Source organism: Carboxylicivirga fragile, from assembly GCF_050589805.1.
GTDB lineage: Bacteria > Bacteroidota > Bacteroidia > Bacteroidales > Marinilabiliaceae > Carboxylicivirga > Carboxylicivirga fragile.
Genome location: NZ_JBNGOY010000037.1, coordinates 1 through 13,929 on the forward strand (window position 1 = coordinate 1; position 13,929 = coordinate 13,929).

Below are 13,929 nucleotides of genomic sequence, written 5' to 3' on the forward strand. Positions count from 1 at the left end.
TGGCAAAAGTGCCTGTTTTCGGGGTTTTATTATATCATTAAAATAGTGATAATTATTTAATTATCAAAGTAATATGTCACTTAAGAATATGCCTACATATACTCGGTTAGAAAATGACTTTCCATGTATTCCTTAAATTCACGTGTCATATTCTTAGATAAATCACCTAACATACAAGTTCCAATAATACACGATCTTTTATCGCCTGGGCACGACTGAATAGTGACCTTACCTTCTATTGCCTCATAAATAGCCAATAATGATAACTTAGCCGGATCAATTTTAATAACAAACCCACCACTAGGCCCTCTGTTTGAAGCTACAAAATCCTCCTTAGCTAATCGTTGCATTACCTTAGCAACATGATGTTTCGAACTTTCAATGGCTTCTGAAATCTGGTTCACATTCAGTTTCTTTTCACTTCGTGCAATCAATACCATAGCATGCAAAGCTATGGATGCCGCTTCGGAGAGGGTAACTATTTTTGACATAATACTATTTTCAGGTTATTCAATACTTAAATGGTTTAAAAAGGCTAAAATATAAAAAAACCCGCAACAATTAAGTTACGGGCTAATTTTATTAGCAAAAGAATTACTCTTGCTCGTATTTTAATGTCTTTGTAGTTAAATCACATACCTCAGTTGGACCAAAGTATTGAATTGGACCAGGGTAAACATATTTCGTATTTCCTGCCCAATCTTCACGTTGTTCAACAAACTTTTTATAAGGAGCACCATCCAAACGAACCAATGCCTTTTGAATAACAGGCTTCATTTCTCCATGACGCTTTTCCATGTTCATCATCATCGTTACTGGCACACCGCCTGCAATCCACTCTTCAGATGGCGCAATTAAGTTACGTACAGATGCCATATATCCTGTTTTACCCTCAGCGATTAATACCGATGCAGTACATCCCAAAGAGTAACAATAATCAGCATCAAAATTAGATGGTGCGGCACAACGCCCTTCGTAACCAAAGAAATGAGGCTGTCCTTTGAATTTACCTTTAAATTCACCAGCTTTCTTCATTTTCTTCAATTTGGCTTTCACCATATCAATCAACATCTTCTCCGTTTCAATTAACGAAACCTGAACGTTACCATGTGGATCACGATCTAACATTAATTGGTTTGCAATTGAATTAGGAAGAGAAACAAACACTTCACGTGATTCTTTTGAAATACGCTCAGCAACAAATTCACGTTTCTCTTTATTTCCTTCAAATGCATTTACTTCAGCTTCGTTATGTGCTAAAAAGTCGTTCAACTCAGCAATTAATTTCTTCATGGCTGGTATAAACTCAACCAAGCCTTCAGGAATAAGAGCAGTACCGAAGTTATCTCCATTAGCAGCGCGCTTAGCTACAATATTAGCAATATCAGTTACTACATCATCCAAAGTCAACTGCTTAGCCTCAACCTCTTCAGAAATAATACAAATATTAGGTTGTGTTTGTAAAGCACACTCTAAACCAATATGCGAAGCTGAACGCCCCATTAATTTAATAAAGTGCCAATATTTTTTAGCTGAATTAGCATCACGCTGAATGTTACCAATCAGCTCGCTATATACTTTACAAGCAGTATCAAAACCAAATGAAGTTTCAACCATCTCGTTTTTAAGGTCGCCATCAATTGTTTTTGGAACACCAATAACTTGGATACCTGCTCCTTTGGCTTTGTAATACTCTGCTAAAACACAAGCATTGGTATTTGAATCGTCACCACCAATAATGACTAAGGCAGTAATGTCCAACTCTCTACAATTCAATAGAGCCTGCTCATACTGTGCTTCCTCTTCAAGTTTTGTACGACCCGAACCAATAATATCAAAACCACCTGTATTACGATAGTGATTAACTACATCTTCGGTTAACTCGATATACTGATTATCAACCAAACCACCTGGTCCTCCAAGAAAACCAAACAATTTATTATCTGAATTTAGCTTCTTTAATCCATCGTATATTCCTGAAATTACATTGTGACCACCCGGTGCTTGACCACCTGAAAGAATTACACCAACATTTCTTGCTGAAGATACTTTTACTTCACCTGGTTCAAAACTCAACAATGGCATTCCATATGTATTCGGAAATATCTTCTCTATTTCAGCCTGATCAGCTACTGACTCAGTATTTTTTCCTTCAACAATTTTAACGCTACCTTGCAAAGACTTTGGCAATTTTGGAGCGTAATTCTCACGTGCAATCTGAAGTGGACTCTTAATCATTTTATCGTTCGATTAATAAATAACATATTGGCACTTTACAATGATAAATAAGTGCTTTTATAAAGTTTTGCAAATTTGCTGATATTTTTTCAAAATAGAAATAAAAGGGCCATACAATTTACAATCATTAACTTATTTAAACCAATTATCGTTAGATAGATAATATTTACCGCCCTCTATTTAACATTAACTCACGCTCATTTAAGTGAATAACCTTAAAACCTGTCCATTATCATTTATATTTATTAAATTTGGTAATATCACCAGTAATGAACAAAAAAGCTGTAAGTAAATAATCCGAAAATACTGCAATTTAAAACCTTACAACATGACACTCATTAAAAGTACTCCGAAAACAATAGGTATTTTAACAGGTGGTGGAGACGTTCCCGGCCTAAATCCAGCCATTCGAGCAGTCACCATTCGAGCTATTCACGAGGGCTATCGTGTAATTGGTATCCGAAATGGGTGGAAAGGTGTGATTTCAATTAATCCTTCACTAAGTATACATGAACAACCTTTTCTTTTTGAATTAAATGAAAATATAGTGAACCGCTTGGGACGAACAGGTGGAACATTTCTTCATTCAAGCAGAACAAAAGCCAATAAAGTAGCACTTGCAGATGTTCCTGAGCATTTGAAAGGTGATTACAAAGACGAATATAATGACTTAACGGATGAAGCGGTTCGAAACCTGAAATATGTTGGCATTGATTACCTCGTACCAATTGGAGGCGATGATACTTTAAGCTATGCAGTACGACTACATCATGAAGGAATAAAATTAATAGCTATACCCAAAACCATGGATGGTGATGTTCCGGGCACCGAGTATTGCATTGGATTTAGCACATGCGTTACAAGAACCATTGAATTAACTCATGCCCTTCGTACATGTGCCGGATCGCACGAGCGCTTTCTTGTACTAGAAGTATTTGGCCGTAATGCAGGATTCTCAGCACTTTTGCCAACAGTTGGTGGAGCTGCCGACCGTTGTGTGATACCCGAACACGAATTTAACATTGAGCAACTCACAGCTTTAATGGTTGAGGATAGAAATAATAATCCAAGTAAGTATTCAGTGGTTTTGGTTTCAGAAGGCGCAACTTTTGAAGGTGGCGATACTGTGTATAGTAGCAATGAGACGGACGCCTTTGGCCACAAAAAACTGGGTGGTATAGGTGAGATGATAGGCTCACAACTAAAAACACTGTCACCTAAATTTAATAACGGTAAAGAAATCAACATTATCAATCAAAAATTGGGGTACCTGGTTCGATCCGGTGAACCGGATGCCTTAGATTCAATTGTTCCTACAGCCTATGCCAATTTAGCACTCGATTTAATAATTAAAGATAACTGTGGTCAGATGGTCTGCATTAACGATGGAAAGTACAACCATGTTTCTGTTGAAGCGGTTAAAAAAGATGCCCACGGCAAAAGTACTAAAAGAGTGAATGTTCAAAGGTTTTACGACATAAATCGATACAGACCCATATATTCAAACATTGTTGGTGATCCAATGATGATATTAACCCGGGAATAAACTGAGTGCGTTTTAATATTTTTTAATAAACATTATAAAGTTTCTGCATAGAAGCATTAATAATGCCTTAATAGATTTGTTATATTTGTGCAAATTGAAACAAATGCACTTCTCTGTCATCATACCCGTATATAATAGACCTGAAGAAATAGTTGAATTATTAGAATCACTAACGCTTCAGTCTTTAATATCATCGTTCGAAGTAATTATTGTTGAAGACGGATCTACTGTCACATGCAAAGAGGCAATAAAGCACTATTACGATGAATTAGATTTGCACTATTATTTTCAAGAGAATCAAGGACCGGGACCAGCAAGAAACTATGGTGCTTCCAAAGCCAAAAGTGGTTATTTGATCTTTTTTGATAGCGATTGCATCATTCCATCCAATTATTTCAATATTGTTATTAAAGAATTAGAAGCACAAAACCTCGACTGCTTTGGAGGACCAGACAGTTCTCATCCGTTTTTCACACCCATACAAAAAGCGATCAGCTATTCGATGACTTCGCCTATTACCACGGGCGGCATTAGAGGTGGAAAGAAAAAGTTAGATAAGTTTTATCCTCGAAGCTTTAACCTTGGTATTACTGCTGAACAATTTAAAGAACTAGGTGGTTTTGCACCAATGCGATTTGGCGAAGATTTAGATTTTAGCATGCGTGCCGTCGAAAAAGGACTAAAAGTTGGTCTCATTAATGATGCACTTGTTTACCACAAAAGACGAACTCACTTTAAAGCCTTTTACAAACAGGTATTTAATTCTGGTATTGCGCGCATAAACCTTTCTTTAAAACACCCGGGCACACTTAAATTGGTGCATTTGGCTCCATCATTGTTTACAATAGCGTACCCATTGCTTGTTCTTATGGCTATCCTACTTAGTCCCTGGATCTGGATTGTAGCAATGATTTTCCCATTAACCATTATTGTCGATGCCTGGTCGCGCACAAAAAACCTAAAAGTCGGTTTTTTAAGTATGCTTGCATCCTTCGTCCAACTCTTTGGGTATGGCTTTGGTTTCATCCAAGCCTTTTGGGTAAGAATAGTAAGGGGCAAAGGTTCTTTTCATAGCTTTGCCCAATCCTTTTACGATTAAATAATAAAACTAATTGCTTACATGCTCAATATTGCAAGTCTCAGTTTTAACGAACTGATAACTTCTCGCAAATGATTTTAAGCGACCAGTTATAGCTTGTAAAGCTTTAGAATTTCCGAATTGTTTATCATCGACATACGATTCATAAACCGACAATAATCGTGTTGCCTCTTCTTCGAGACACAAATAATCTTGAGTAAACATTCTATTCATAGGCATTTTTTAAGTTTATATTCCTAAAACGCAGCCTACAAATATATATTGTCTTTTAGTTTAAGTTAGCGACAAGGATATGTTACGTTCCTCCATCATTCGACGTAGGTTCATAAGTGCATAACGCATTCTCCCCAATGCTGTATTAATACTAACATCCGTCTCTTCCGCTATTTCCTTAAAGCTTAAATCTCTGTAATGGCGCATCTCAACAACCTCTCGCTGATTGTCGGGCAATAATTTAACCAGCTTTCCAACTTCACCAAGTACCTGGTCGTAGATCATTTTTTCCTCAATCGATTTATCCGAAAATTTCACCGAATTAAATAAGTCATATTCATAACTATCATTTGAAATAACCGCCTTATTTTTTTGCTTACGATAAAAATCGATGATCAAATTATGAGCTATACGCATCACCCACGAAGAAAACTTTCCACTATCAGAATATCTGCCCTGCTTTAATGTTTTAATAACACGAATGAAAGCTTCCTGAAAAATATCCTCAGCAAGCTCCTGCTGCTTGACACACATTAAAATATAAGAGAATATTTTTGATTTATGTCTATCGATTAGAACATCAATAGATCCATAATTACCCTCAATAAAACTCTTTACAAGATATTCATCAGAAAGCAAAGTTTGCTTTTCCATAACACTATTTTTTTGGTTCTTGTAAAGGTCTACTTATAGGCAATTTTTTAAATGTGAATAATAATTTTGAGAGCTTAAAAAAAGTAAAAATTGTTTATATACACAAGTTTAATTTCCATTTACGCAAAACTCATCAACAAGTTTCAAATATCAAAACTTTTATATTCAACACCTTATACAATAACCCTCCTATACACAGTTTCTCTAAGAGAAAAATAATCCTTAATCAAGCACAGCTAAAATCGCCAAAAAATCAGTCTCATTACAGAACTTTCTTTAAAACACTAATTTAGAACTAAGAAATTTTCGCAACTAAAGCCAGCTTGTCTATCTTTGCATTCTTGAAATAATTACGAAAGGAAAGCATGCAAAATAATGCCATAATAATAAAGGGAGCTAAAGTTCATAATCTTAAGAATATAGACTTAGAAATTCCTCGTGATGAGTTTATTGTTATTACAGGTGTATCGGGCAGCGGGAAATCGTCGCTGGCATTTGACACATTGTATGCGGAGGGGCAACGTAGATATGTTGAAAGCCTTAGCTCTTACGCAAGACAATTCCTTGGCAGATTAGATAAACCGGAAGTAGATTACATTAAAGGCATACCACCAGCCATTGCAATAGAACAAAAGGTTAACACTCGTAATCCACGTTCTACTGTCGGAACGAGTACCGAAATATACGATTACATCAAACTTATTTTTGCTCGCGTTGGAAAAACCATTTCTCCAATTAGTGGAAATGAAGTAAAACGGCATTATGTATCAGATGCCGTTGAACATGTAAAGTCTCTTGCTGAAGGTACTAAACTAGCCATACTTGCTCCAGTGCAACATTCTGAAGACAGAAATTGTAACGAACACCTGGAGGTATTACTCAAACAGGGATTCAGTCGCGTTGAGATCAACAATGAATTCAAACGGATAGAAGACATCATAAAAGGATCGGAAGAATACCTGCCAGATTGTAAAACCATCAACTTGGTTATCGATCGAATTAGCTATTCAAATGACGAAGACACCATAAATCGATTAGCCGATTCGGTACAAACGGCATTTTACGAAGGGAAAGGTGAATGTGCTTTAAAAATATTCAATGGCAATGAAACTACCTTAGTTAATTTCAATAATCGCTTCGAACTAGACGGCATCGAATTTGAAGAACCTGGGGAGCACCTATTCTCCTTCAACAACCCAGTGGGTGCATGTCCTAAATGCGAAGGATTTGGTAATGTCATTGGCATTGACGAGGATTTGGTTATTCCAAACAAAAGTCTATCCGTTTTTGAAGGTGCAATCGCCTGTTGGAAAGGTGAAAAGATGGGGCAATGGAAAGAACAACTAATCAACAATGCGCATCGTTTTGATTTCCCTGTCCATAAATCATATTTTGAACTTAATAAAGAACACAAAAAATTACTTTGGACAGGCAATGAGCATTTTAATGGACTGAATGATTTCTTTACACACGTAGAGGAAAAGCAATATAAGATTCAATACCGTGTAATGTTATCGCGCTACAGAGGCAAAACGGTTTGCCCTGAATGTGATGGAGCCAGATTAAAGAAGGAAGCAGCTTGGGTGAAATTAGCCAACAAAAACATTCACGAATTAGTTAATTTACCAGTAGCTCAACTAAGTCATTTCTTTGATGATTTAAAACTGAACAAACACGACCAAGAAGTTGCCGGACGACTCTTAAAAGAAATTCAACTTCGTTTACAATTTCTTTGTAACGTTGGCCTTGGCTACTTAACCTTAAACCGCCTTTCTTCTACCCTATCGGGCGGCGAAAGTCAACGCATTAATTTAGCAACAAGTCTGGGAAGTAGTTTAGTTGGGTCACTATACATATTGGATGAGCCAAGTATTGGACTTCACTCTCGCGACACCGATTTACTTATTAAAGTATTGAAGAACCTGAAAGATCTGGGCAATACTGTAATTGTTGTTGAGCACGATGAAGATATAATTCGGGCATCGGATAAAATTATTGACATTGGCCCAGGTGCGGGAAGACTTGGTGGCGAATTAGTATTTCAGGGCGATTTTCGAGCACTTGAAGCATCCGATAAAAGCTTAACAACAAAATACCTCAAGGGAATTGAAAAAATTGAAGTTCCCAATACGCGAAGAAAATTCAACAACACAATAGATATCAAAGGTGCTTGCGAAAACAACCTAAAGAATATCAGTGTCAAATTTCCACTTAACATCATATGCGCCATTACTGGGGTTTCTGGTTCAGGAAAAACTTCTTTGGTACGAAAAATTCTATACCCGGCTCTGAAAAAACATTTAGGTGGCTATGCCGACAAAACAGGCTCGTTTGATCAAATGACTGGTGCCTTGGGTGAAGTTACCGACGTTGAGTTTGTGGATCAAAATCCTATCGGTAAAAGTTCGCGCTCCAATCCGGCCACCTACCTTAAAGCTTACGATGAGATTAGGAAGTTAATGTCGGAACAGCAGGCAGCTAAAAACAATGGATTTAAGCCGTCTCACTTCTCTTTTAATATCGATGGGGGCCGTTGTGAAGAATGCCAGGGAGAAGGCACCATAAAGGTGGAAATGCAGTTTATGGCAGATATTGTACTATTGTGTGAAAGTTGTCATGGGCATCGTTTTAAGGATGATGTTCTTGATGTAAAATACAAGGGCAAAAATGTATTCGACATACTTGAGATGACAGTGAACGAAGCCATTGAGTTTTTCTCTGAAACCAAAGATACGCTGTCGAAACGTATAAGCAAACGCTTAAAACCTTTGGCTGACGTAGGTTTGGGATATGTTAAACTCGGCCAATCATCGAGTACCTTGAGTGGAGGTGAAAGCCAACGTGTGAAGCTTGCTTCTTATCTGGCCAATGAAAAAAGCCAACCTACACTCTTTATTTTCGATGAACCAACAACCGGACTACATTTTCATGATATCAAGAAACTACTAAACGCTTTTGCCGCTTTAGTAAAGAATGGTCACTCCTTATTAATTGTAGAGCACAATATGGAGATAATTAAATCAGCCGATTGGATAATTGATTTAGGCCCTGAAGGAGGACAAGATGGTGGAGCCATTGTGTTTGAAGGCACGCCTGAAGATTTGATTAGCTGCAAAGAATCATACACAGGTCATTTCCTAAAACCTTACTTACAATAAACAAGTAAGCCACGCGATTGCGTGGCTTTTCTTTATATTCTTTCAATTAATTTCTATCACTTCTTATCTGGCTCCACCCCAAACAATACGGCAACACATCCAGATATAATGTCATTATCCTGTACTTTTCGTTCAAGAACTTCCATCTCCACAATCAACATCTGGGTTGATTCTACTTCAAAATCCCAAACTAAACTATAGTTGTGGTTACTATTATCAAAAATCACTTTACCTGAACGCTCTACTACTCGAAAGTGAATGGTTGGCAAACTCTCAATTTTGCTAATGCTAACCCTATACTTTTGCCCTTCAAAAAAGGTTTTAAAAAGCTCAGCTTTCTCTCCTTCAGATAGTACCGTTGCATTATAGTTACCATCATGAATATATTCACCAAGTTTTGCTTTACCAACATTTTTGGCAAACGAAAAGCATTGTGCTTTCAGAGAAATAACACCAAGTAGCATAAAAGCTACAAGTAAAAGGGATTTTTGGGGAAGTCGCATTAGGTTAGAGCTAGGGTGATATTAATACTACGATACAAACTCATTTCTAATTTCAGCAACTTTTTCAAGTAACTTATCAAAAACGTCATCAGAAATATAAGTCTCCGAATCGGCTTTAATTGTTGTCACTTTCTTTTCAGCATCAGTAGTAGCTTCAACTTTAGAAGTATTAATAATCTTAACCTGATCAAAAATTACCTTTAACTCATTTGTCTTTGTTAACAAGTAATTAATGTCTTCATTATCCTTATAATCTTCCAACAAATTAATAACGGTATATAAACTCAATTTTTGATAGACAATACGATCAATTAAACGCTGGTTACTTTCCAATGAACCATCCGTTAAACGAGTAGCTAAATACAGGCCTTCCATCCAACCCCCAACTAATACCATAACCGCAATTGCAGGTCGATCATTCTCAGTTAAATAAGCATTTGAAGTCATGAATGTTTCAGATATAATGTCCATCATTACATCACGGTTATTCATGTTATTCTCAAGCTTACGAAGCGTATTTTCATCAATCGCATCAATAATACCAAGTCCTTCGGCCAATTTTTTAGTATTAGCCATGTACTTAATCGAACTTTGCGTTTGATCAAACAAACTAGTATAACTCAAATCGGCAGAATAAATACCAAGATTCAGAGCCATCTGACGATTAGTTGTATACTTCTCAAGGTTATTTAATGGATTAAGTAAATCCTCATTATAGGTAGCTCCAGCTCTTTTTATCAACATAGCTGTTTCCAAAGGAGAAGGCAAGGAATAAAAAATCAGTTTCGATTTTTTAAAATCATCCATCACTTTTCCGTCAACTGTAACTGATTCTACAATCTTATCTTCCTCGGTTGCTTTCTTATCTTTCGAACCTGAAATACAGGCAGTAAAAGATGCTGATATTGCTAATATGGCAAAGAAATAAAAAAATGGTTTGGCCAGATTTCTTTTCATGAGAATATCTATTTTTTCGTAATTTACTGGGTAGTACTATTTATATTAATTCTGAAAAATACTATAAAATTTTTAAATAAAACAGGCCAAAGCTACTTTTAGCGCATTTTTTTTCAATCAGAATAAGCAAGACAAGGCATTGGACAGAATAAAACGACTATCGGACAATACATTACAATCTATCACACCAAAAAGCCCTATGATCTACTAAATCACAGGGCTTTTTAACTTATTTTATATTTTTTACTCGTACTTCGAAAAATACTTCATAAACTGTGCTCTTTCGTACATTCCTGGTTCTGTAATTTTACCATAATTCATGGCACCTCTAAAGTCAGATACTTTATCATAACCTTTTTCATCCATCCAACTACCCAACTTCTCGATCATCTCGGTGATAACCTTAGGGCCGTTCTTATATATTGATGAACACACCTGAGCAGTTGTTGCTCCGGCTAACAATTGCTTAATTAGGGCTTCTCCATCATGAATTCCAGTTGATGCCGATATATCAACATTCTGCACTTTATCCGAAACAATTGCTACCCAACGCAAAGTACGTCGCATATCAGCGGACGAACTAAGCACTTCAGCTGAAGTCATGCTCATTTTATTTATATCAATATCTGGTTCATAGAATCGATTAAACATAACCACTCCCTGAGTTCCTGATACTGATAATTTGTTTACCACATTAACTAAATTAGAAAAATACAATCCTAATTTTATGGAAACAGGGATATTAACAACTTTAGCTACATTCTTAGATACTTCATAATATAATTTTTCGTATTCAGCTGACTCAATATTTTTGTCGGTATTAACCACAAAAACATTCAACTCCAATGCATCGGCACCAGCCGCTTCCATCTGCTGGGCAAAATCAACCCATTCATCAGCTGAGAAACAATTAATACTGGCTATCACAGGAATATCATATTTCTCTTTACATCCCTTTATGAGATTCAAATAATCACCCACCTCATTATCGCGGGTATAACCTTTTATATAATCGATTGCTTCAGGATAATCAACACCTTCACCTTTGTAAATGGAATTGTTAATCTCGTGATTAATTTGCTCTTCAAAAAGCGATTTTAATACGACAGCACCAGCGCCTGCATCCACCAATTTACCGATTTTCTCAACACTATTGGTTAAGCCAGAACTACTGACAACAACCGGATTCTTAAGGTTTAAGCCTAAATATTTTGTTTCTAAATTTGCCATTGGGAATTGCTTTTTTTAACCATTATACTGAAACAAATATAAATAAATCTGTTTCAGTAGAAATACAAACTGCTATTTTCTTATCAGGTAATCTTTAATATAGAATGTTTTCACGCAAGCTACTTGTTGTAATTACGAGCACCAAATATCGAACTACCAACTCTTACCATTGTACTACCTTCTTCCAGTGCCTTTTCAAAATCGCCAGACATGCCCATGCTAATTTCTTTAAATGAATCTGAAGTTGAGAAAACACTTTGCTTTAATCGCTTAAACACATCTACCAGATTTCGGAATTCTGTTCGAATCTGATTCTCATCATCCACATAGCTTGCCATGCCCATTACACCTTGTATATCAACAAAAGATAGATCTGCTAATAACTCAGGCGATAGCAATTCCACTAATTCTTCAGCGCTAAAACCAAATTTGGTTTCTTCAGTAGCAATATGTACTTGTAATAAACAAGGTACTTTTCGCTGGCATTTAGCACCCTCTTTATTGATGGTTTTAAGCAACTTTTGCGAATCAACACCATGAATCAAACTTACAAACGGAGCAATGTATTTCACCTTATTGCTTTGCAAATGGCCTATCATATGCCATTTAATATCCTTTGGCAATGATTCGTATTTACCAACCAACTCCTGTACTTTATTTTCACCAAATACACGCTGACCAGCAGCGTATGCTTCTTCAATGGCTTCATTTGGTTTGGTCTTTGATACGGCTACTAAACAAGCTTTCTCTCCTACCAATTTTCGTACCTTATCCAGATTTTCTTTAATCGACATAGCTATCTTATTAATACTGCAAATTTACACATCCAACTAAGTTGAACAAAAAAAGCCTCCCTAAAAATAAGGAGGCTTTCGAGAATATCTTATGAATTCCTATTTAGTTTCCAACTTATGGATAACTAAACCAGAACGTAATTTTGGCTCAAACCAAGTTGTTTTAGGAGGCATAATATTACCAGTATCAGCAATATCGATTAACTGTTGCATCGAAACTGGATACAATGCAAACGCAACTTTCATACTACCAGAGTCAACACGTTTCTTCAACTCACCAAGGCCACGGATTCCACCAATGAAATCGATACGAGTTGAACGACGTAAGTCCTCTATGCCTAACATCTTATCTAAAACATGGTCAGAAAGAATAGTAACATCTAATACGCCTATTGGGTCGTTATCGTTATATGTACCATTCTTAGCATTTAACTTGTACCATTGTCCTTCCAAGTACATGCTGAATTCGTGCAATTGAGCAGGACGATATTCGTCAGCACCCATGCACTCAACCTCAAATACACCTTCTAGCTTAGTTAATAACTCTTCTGGAGTTAAACCATTTAAGTCTTTAACAGCACGGTTATAATCAATAATTTTCAACTGATTATCTGGAAAGTGAACTGCCATAAAGAAGTTATACTCTTCATCACCAGTGTGATTTGGATTTTGTCCACTTTTTTCATCACCAATACGAGCAGCAGCAGCTGTTCTGTGGTGACCATCGGCAACGTATGTAGCAGGTACCTTAGTTGTAAATAACTCTTCTAAACGAGCATTGGTTGCAGCATCGTTAACAGCCCATAGATGATGACCAAAGCCGTCTTCAGCAGTAAAGTCATAATCGGCAGCTTGACTCTTCACAATGTTTTCAACGATTTCGTCAATCTCTGGAACAGCTTTGTATGAGAAGAATACTGGCTCGATATTAGCATCCAGGTAACGTGTCAAAATCATGCGATCCTCTTCCTTATCCGGACGAGTCAACTCATGTTTTTTAATGATGCCATTTTTATAATCTTCGCAAGCAGCAGCACCCACAATACCATATTGTGTGCGTCCATCCATTGTTTGCGCATAGATGTAATATTTAGCTTCTTCATCTTGAGCCAACCAACCTTTTGCCTGGAACGCCTCAAAATTAGATACTGACTTTTCATATACCTCATCGGAATGAATATCAGTTCCTGCAGGACAGTCAATCTCTGCACGGGTAATGTGTAATAAAGAACAATCTTTTCCTTCAGCCATTTGAGCTGCTTCCTCACTGTTCATTACGTCATAAGGCAAACAAGCCAAGTCCTCAGAAATGTTTTGCGGGGGTCTTAATCCTTTAAACGGTTTTACAATTGCCATTACTTGATATTTAGTTAGTTTCTATAATTATTTCTTAACTCTTATGTGAAAGCAAAAATGAGAATAAGAATTTGTAAAATAAGTGATATCGGTCAATCATTCAAGTTTTTTTTATGCTTTACAACACATATTAAAGGAGGTGGTAAAATAGTAAATTAGTATACCAGTGAAATAGTAAATT

The 13,929-nt window shown here is 36.5% G+C and carries 12 protein-coding genes; 3 read left to right on the forward strand and 9 right to left on the reverse strand.

Annotated elements, in window-relative coordinates; translation table 11 throughout:
* Positions 1-92 precede the first annotated feature (92 nt).
* Positions 93-491, reverse strand: a complete 399-nt coding sequence (locus tag ACRD7B_RS15820) for an RrF2 family transcriptional regulator (RefSeq protein WP_430825562.1) — start codon at positions 489-491, stop codon at positions 93-95.
* Between the two features lie 103 nt (positions 492-594).
* On the reverse strand, positions 595-2,238 hold the full coding sequence (locus tag ACRD7B_RS15825) for a diphosphate--fructose-6-phosphate 1-phosphotransferase (RefSeq protein ID WP_430825563.1): 1,644 nt from the start codon (positions 2,236-2,238) through the stop codon (positions 595-597).
* A gap of 328 nt (positions 2,239-2,566) precedes the next feature.
* On the opposite strand from ACRD7B_RS15825, the gene ACRD7B_RS15830 reads away from it, so the two are divergent.
* Both ACRD7B_RS15830 and ACRD7B_RS15835 read left to right on the forward strand, forming a co-directional pair.
* Entirely contained in the window at positions 2,567-3,784 is a 1,218-nt protein-coding gene (locus tag ACRD7B_RS15830) for a 6-phosphofructokinase (protein ID WP_430825564.1), read from the forward strand.
* A gap of 103 nt (positions 3,785-3,887) precedes the next feature.
* On the forward strand, positions 3,888-4,883 hold the full coding sequence (locus ACRD7B_RS15835; protein WP_430825565.1) for a glycosyltransferase family 2 protein: 996 nt from the start codon (positions 3,888-3,890) through the stop codon (positions 4,881-4,883).
* Between the two features lie 9 nt (positions 4,884-4,892).
* On the opposite strand, the gene ACRD7B_RS15840 is transcribed toward ACRD7B_RS15835, so the two are convergent.
* Entirely contained in the window at positions 4,893-5,096 is a 204-nt protein-coding gene (locus ACRD7B_RS15840) for a hypothetical protein (RefSeq protein ID WP_430825566.1), read from the reverse strand.
* Positions 5,097-5,156: 60 nt separating this feature from the next.
* The gene (locus ACRD7B_RS15845) at positions 5,157-5,750 is read right to left on the reverse strand and encodes an RNA polymerase sigma factor (RefSeq protein ID WP_430825567.1); all 594 of its coding nucleotides are present in this window, start codon (positions 5,748-5,750) and stop codon (positions 5,157-5,159) included.
* Positions 5,751-6,115: 365 nt separating this feature from the next.
* Here ACRD7B_RS15845 and uvrA point away from each other — a divergent pair, with 365 nt between their 5' ends.
* Positions 6,116-8,908, forward strand: a complete 2,793-nt coding sequence (uvrA, locus tag ACRD7B_RS15850; protein ID WP_430825568.1) for an excinuclease ABC subunit UvrA — start codon at positions 6,116-6,118, stop codon at positions 8,906-8,908.
* 56 nt (positions 8,909-8,964) lie between these two features.
* Here uvrA and ACRD7B_RS15855 read toward each other — a convergent pair whose 3' ends face one another.
* The 5 genes from ACRD7B_RS15855 to ACRD7B_RS15875 all read right to left on the reverse strand — a co-directional run bounded on the left by ACRD7B_RS15855 (position 8,965) and on the right by ACRD7B_RS15875 (position 13,748).
* A complete protein-coding gene (locus ACRD7B_RS15855) occupies positions 8,965-9,411 on the reverse strand; it encodes a hypothetical protein (protein ID WP_430825569.1) in 447 nt (148 codons plus the stop codon).
* A gap of 27 nt (positions 9,412-9,438) precedes the next feature.
* Complete coding sequence (locus tag ACRD7B_RS15860) at positions 9,439-10,368, reverse strand: hypothetical protein (protein ID WP_430825570.1); 930 nt, start codon at positions 10,366-10,368, stop codon at positions 9,439-9,441.
* A gap of 243 nt (positions 10,369-10,611) precedes the next feature.
* Positions 10,612-11,598, reverse strand: a complete 987-nt coding sequence (locus ACRD7B_RS15865; protein WP_430825571.1) for a dihydroorotate dehydrogenase-like protein — start codon at positions 11,596-11,598, stop codon at positions 10,612-10,614.
* 119 nt (positions 11,599-11,717) lie between these two features.
* Positions 11,718-12,392 (reverse strand): YggS family pyridoxal phosphate-dependent enzyme, encoded by a 675-nt coding sequence (locus tag ACRD7B_RS15870; RefSeq protein ID WP_430825572.1) that lies wholly within the window; start codon positions 12,390-12,392, stop codon positions 11,718-11,720.
* 99 nt (positions 12,393-12,491) lie between these two features.
* Entirely contained in the window at positions 12,492-13,748 is a 1,257-nt protein-coding gene (locus ACRD7B_RS15875) for a DUF1015 domain-containing protein (RefSeq protein ID WP_430825573.1), read from the reverse strand.
* Positions 13,749-13,929: the final 181 nt, after the last annotated feature.

What these genes read in the sequence shown, in the direction of transcription:
- ACRD7B_RS15835 (WP_430825565.1), top strand. Translation starts at nt 3,888, where the DNA reads ATGCACTTCTCTGTCATCATACCCGTATATAATAGACCTGAAGAAATA.
- ACRD7B_RS15875 (WP_430825573.1), bottom strand. Translation starts at nt 13,748, where the DNA reads ATGGCAATTGTAAAACCGTTTAAAGGATTAAGACCCCCGCAAAACATT.
- uvrA (WP_430825568.1), top strand. Translation starts at nt 6,116, where the DNA reads ATGCAAAATAATGCCATAATAATAAAGGGAGCTAAAGTTCATAATCTT.
- ACRD7B_RS15870 (WP_430825572.1), bottom strand. Translation starts at nt 12,392, where the DNA reads ATGTCGATTAAAGAAAATCTGGATAAGGTACGAAAATTGGTAGGAGAG.
- ACRD7B_RS15865 (WP_430825571.1), bottom strand. Translation starts at nt 11,598, where the DNA reads ATGGCAAATTTAGAAACAAAATATTTAGGCTTAAACCTTAAGAATCCG.
- ACRD7B_RS15820 (WP_430825562.1), bottom strand. Translation starts at nt 491, where the DNA reads ATGTCAAAAATAGTTACCCTCTCCGAAGCGGCATCCATAGCTTTGCAT.
- ACRD7B_RS15825 (WP_430825563.1), bottom strand. Translation starts at nt 2,238, where the DNA reads ATGATTAAGAGTCCACTTCAGATTGCACGTGAGAATTACGCTCCAAAA.
- ACRD7B_RS15855 (WP_430825569.1), bottom strand. Translation starts at nt 9,411, where the DNA reads ATGCGACTTCCCCAAAAATCCCTTTTACTTGTAGCTTTTATGCTACTT.
- ACRD7B_RS15840 (WP_430825566.1), bottom strand. Translation starts at nt 5,096, where the DNA reads ATGAATAGAATGTTTACTCAAGATTATTTGTGTCTCGAAGAAGAGGCA.
- ACRD7B_RS15830 (WP_430825564.1), top strand. Translation starts at nt 2,567, where the DNA reads ATGACACTCATTAAAAGTACTCCGAAAACAATAGGTATTTTAACAGGT.
- ACRD7B_RS15860 (WP_430825570.1), bottom strand. Translation starts at nt 10,368, where the DNA reads ATGAAAAGAAATCTGGCCAAACCATTTTTTTATTTCTTTGCCATATTA.
- ACRD7B_RS15845 (WP_430825567.1), bottom strand. Translation starts at nt 5,750, where the DNA reads ATGGAAAAGCAAACTTTGCTTTCTGATGAATATCTTGTAAAGAGTTTT.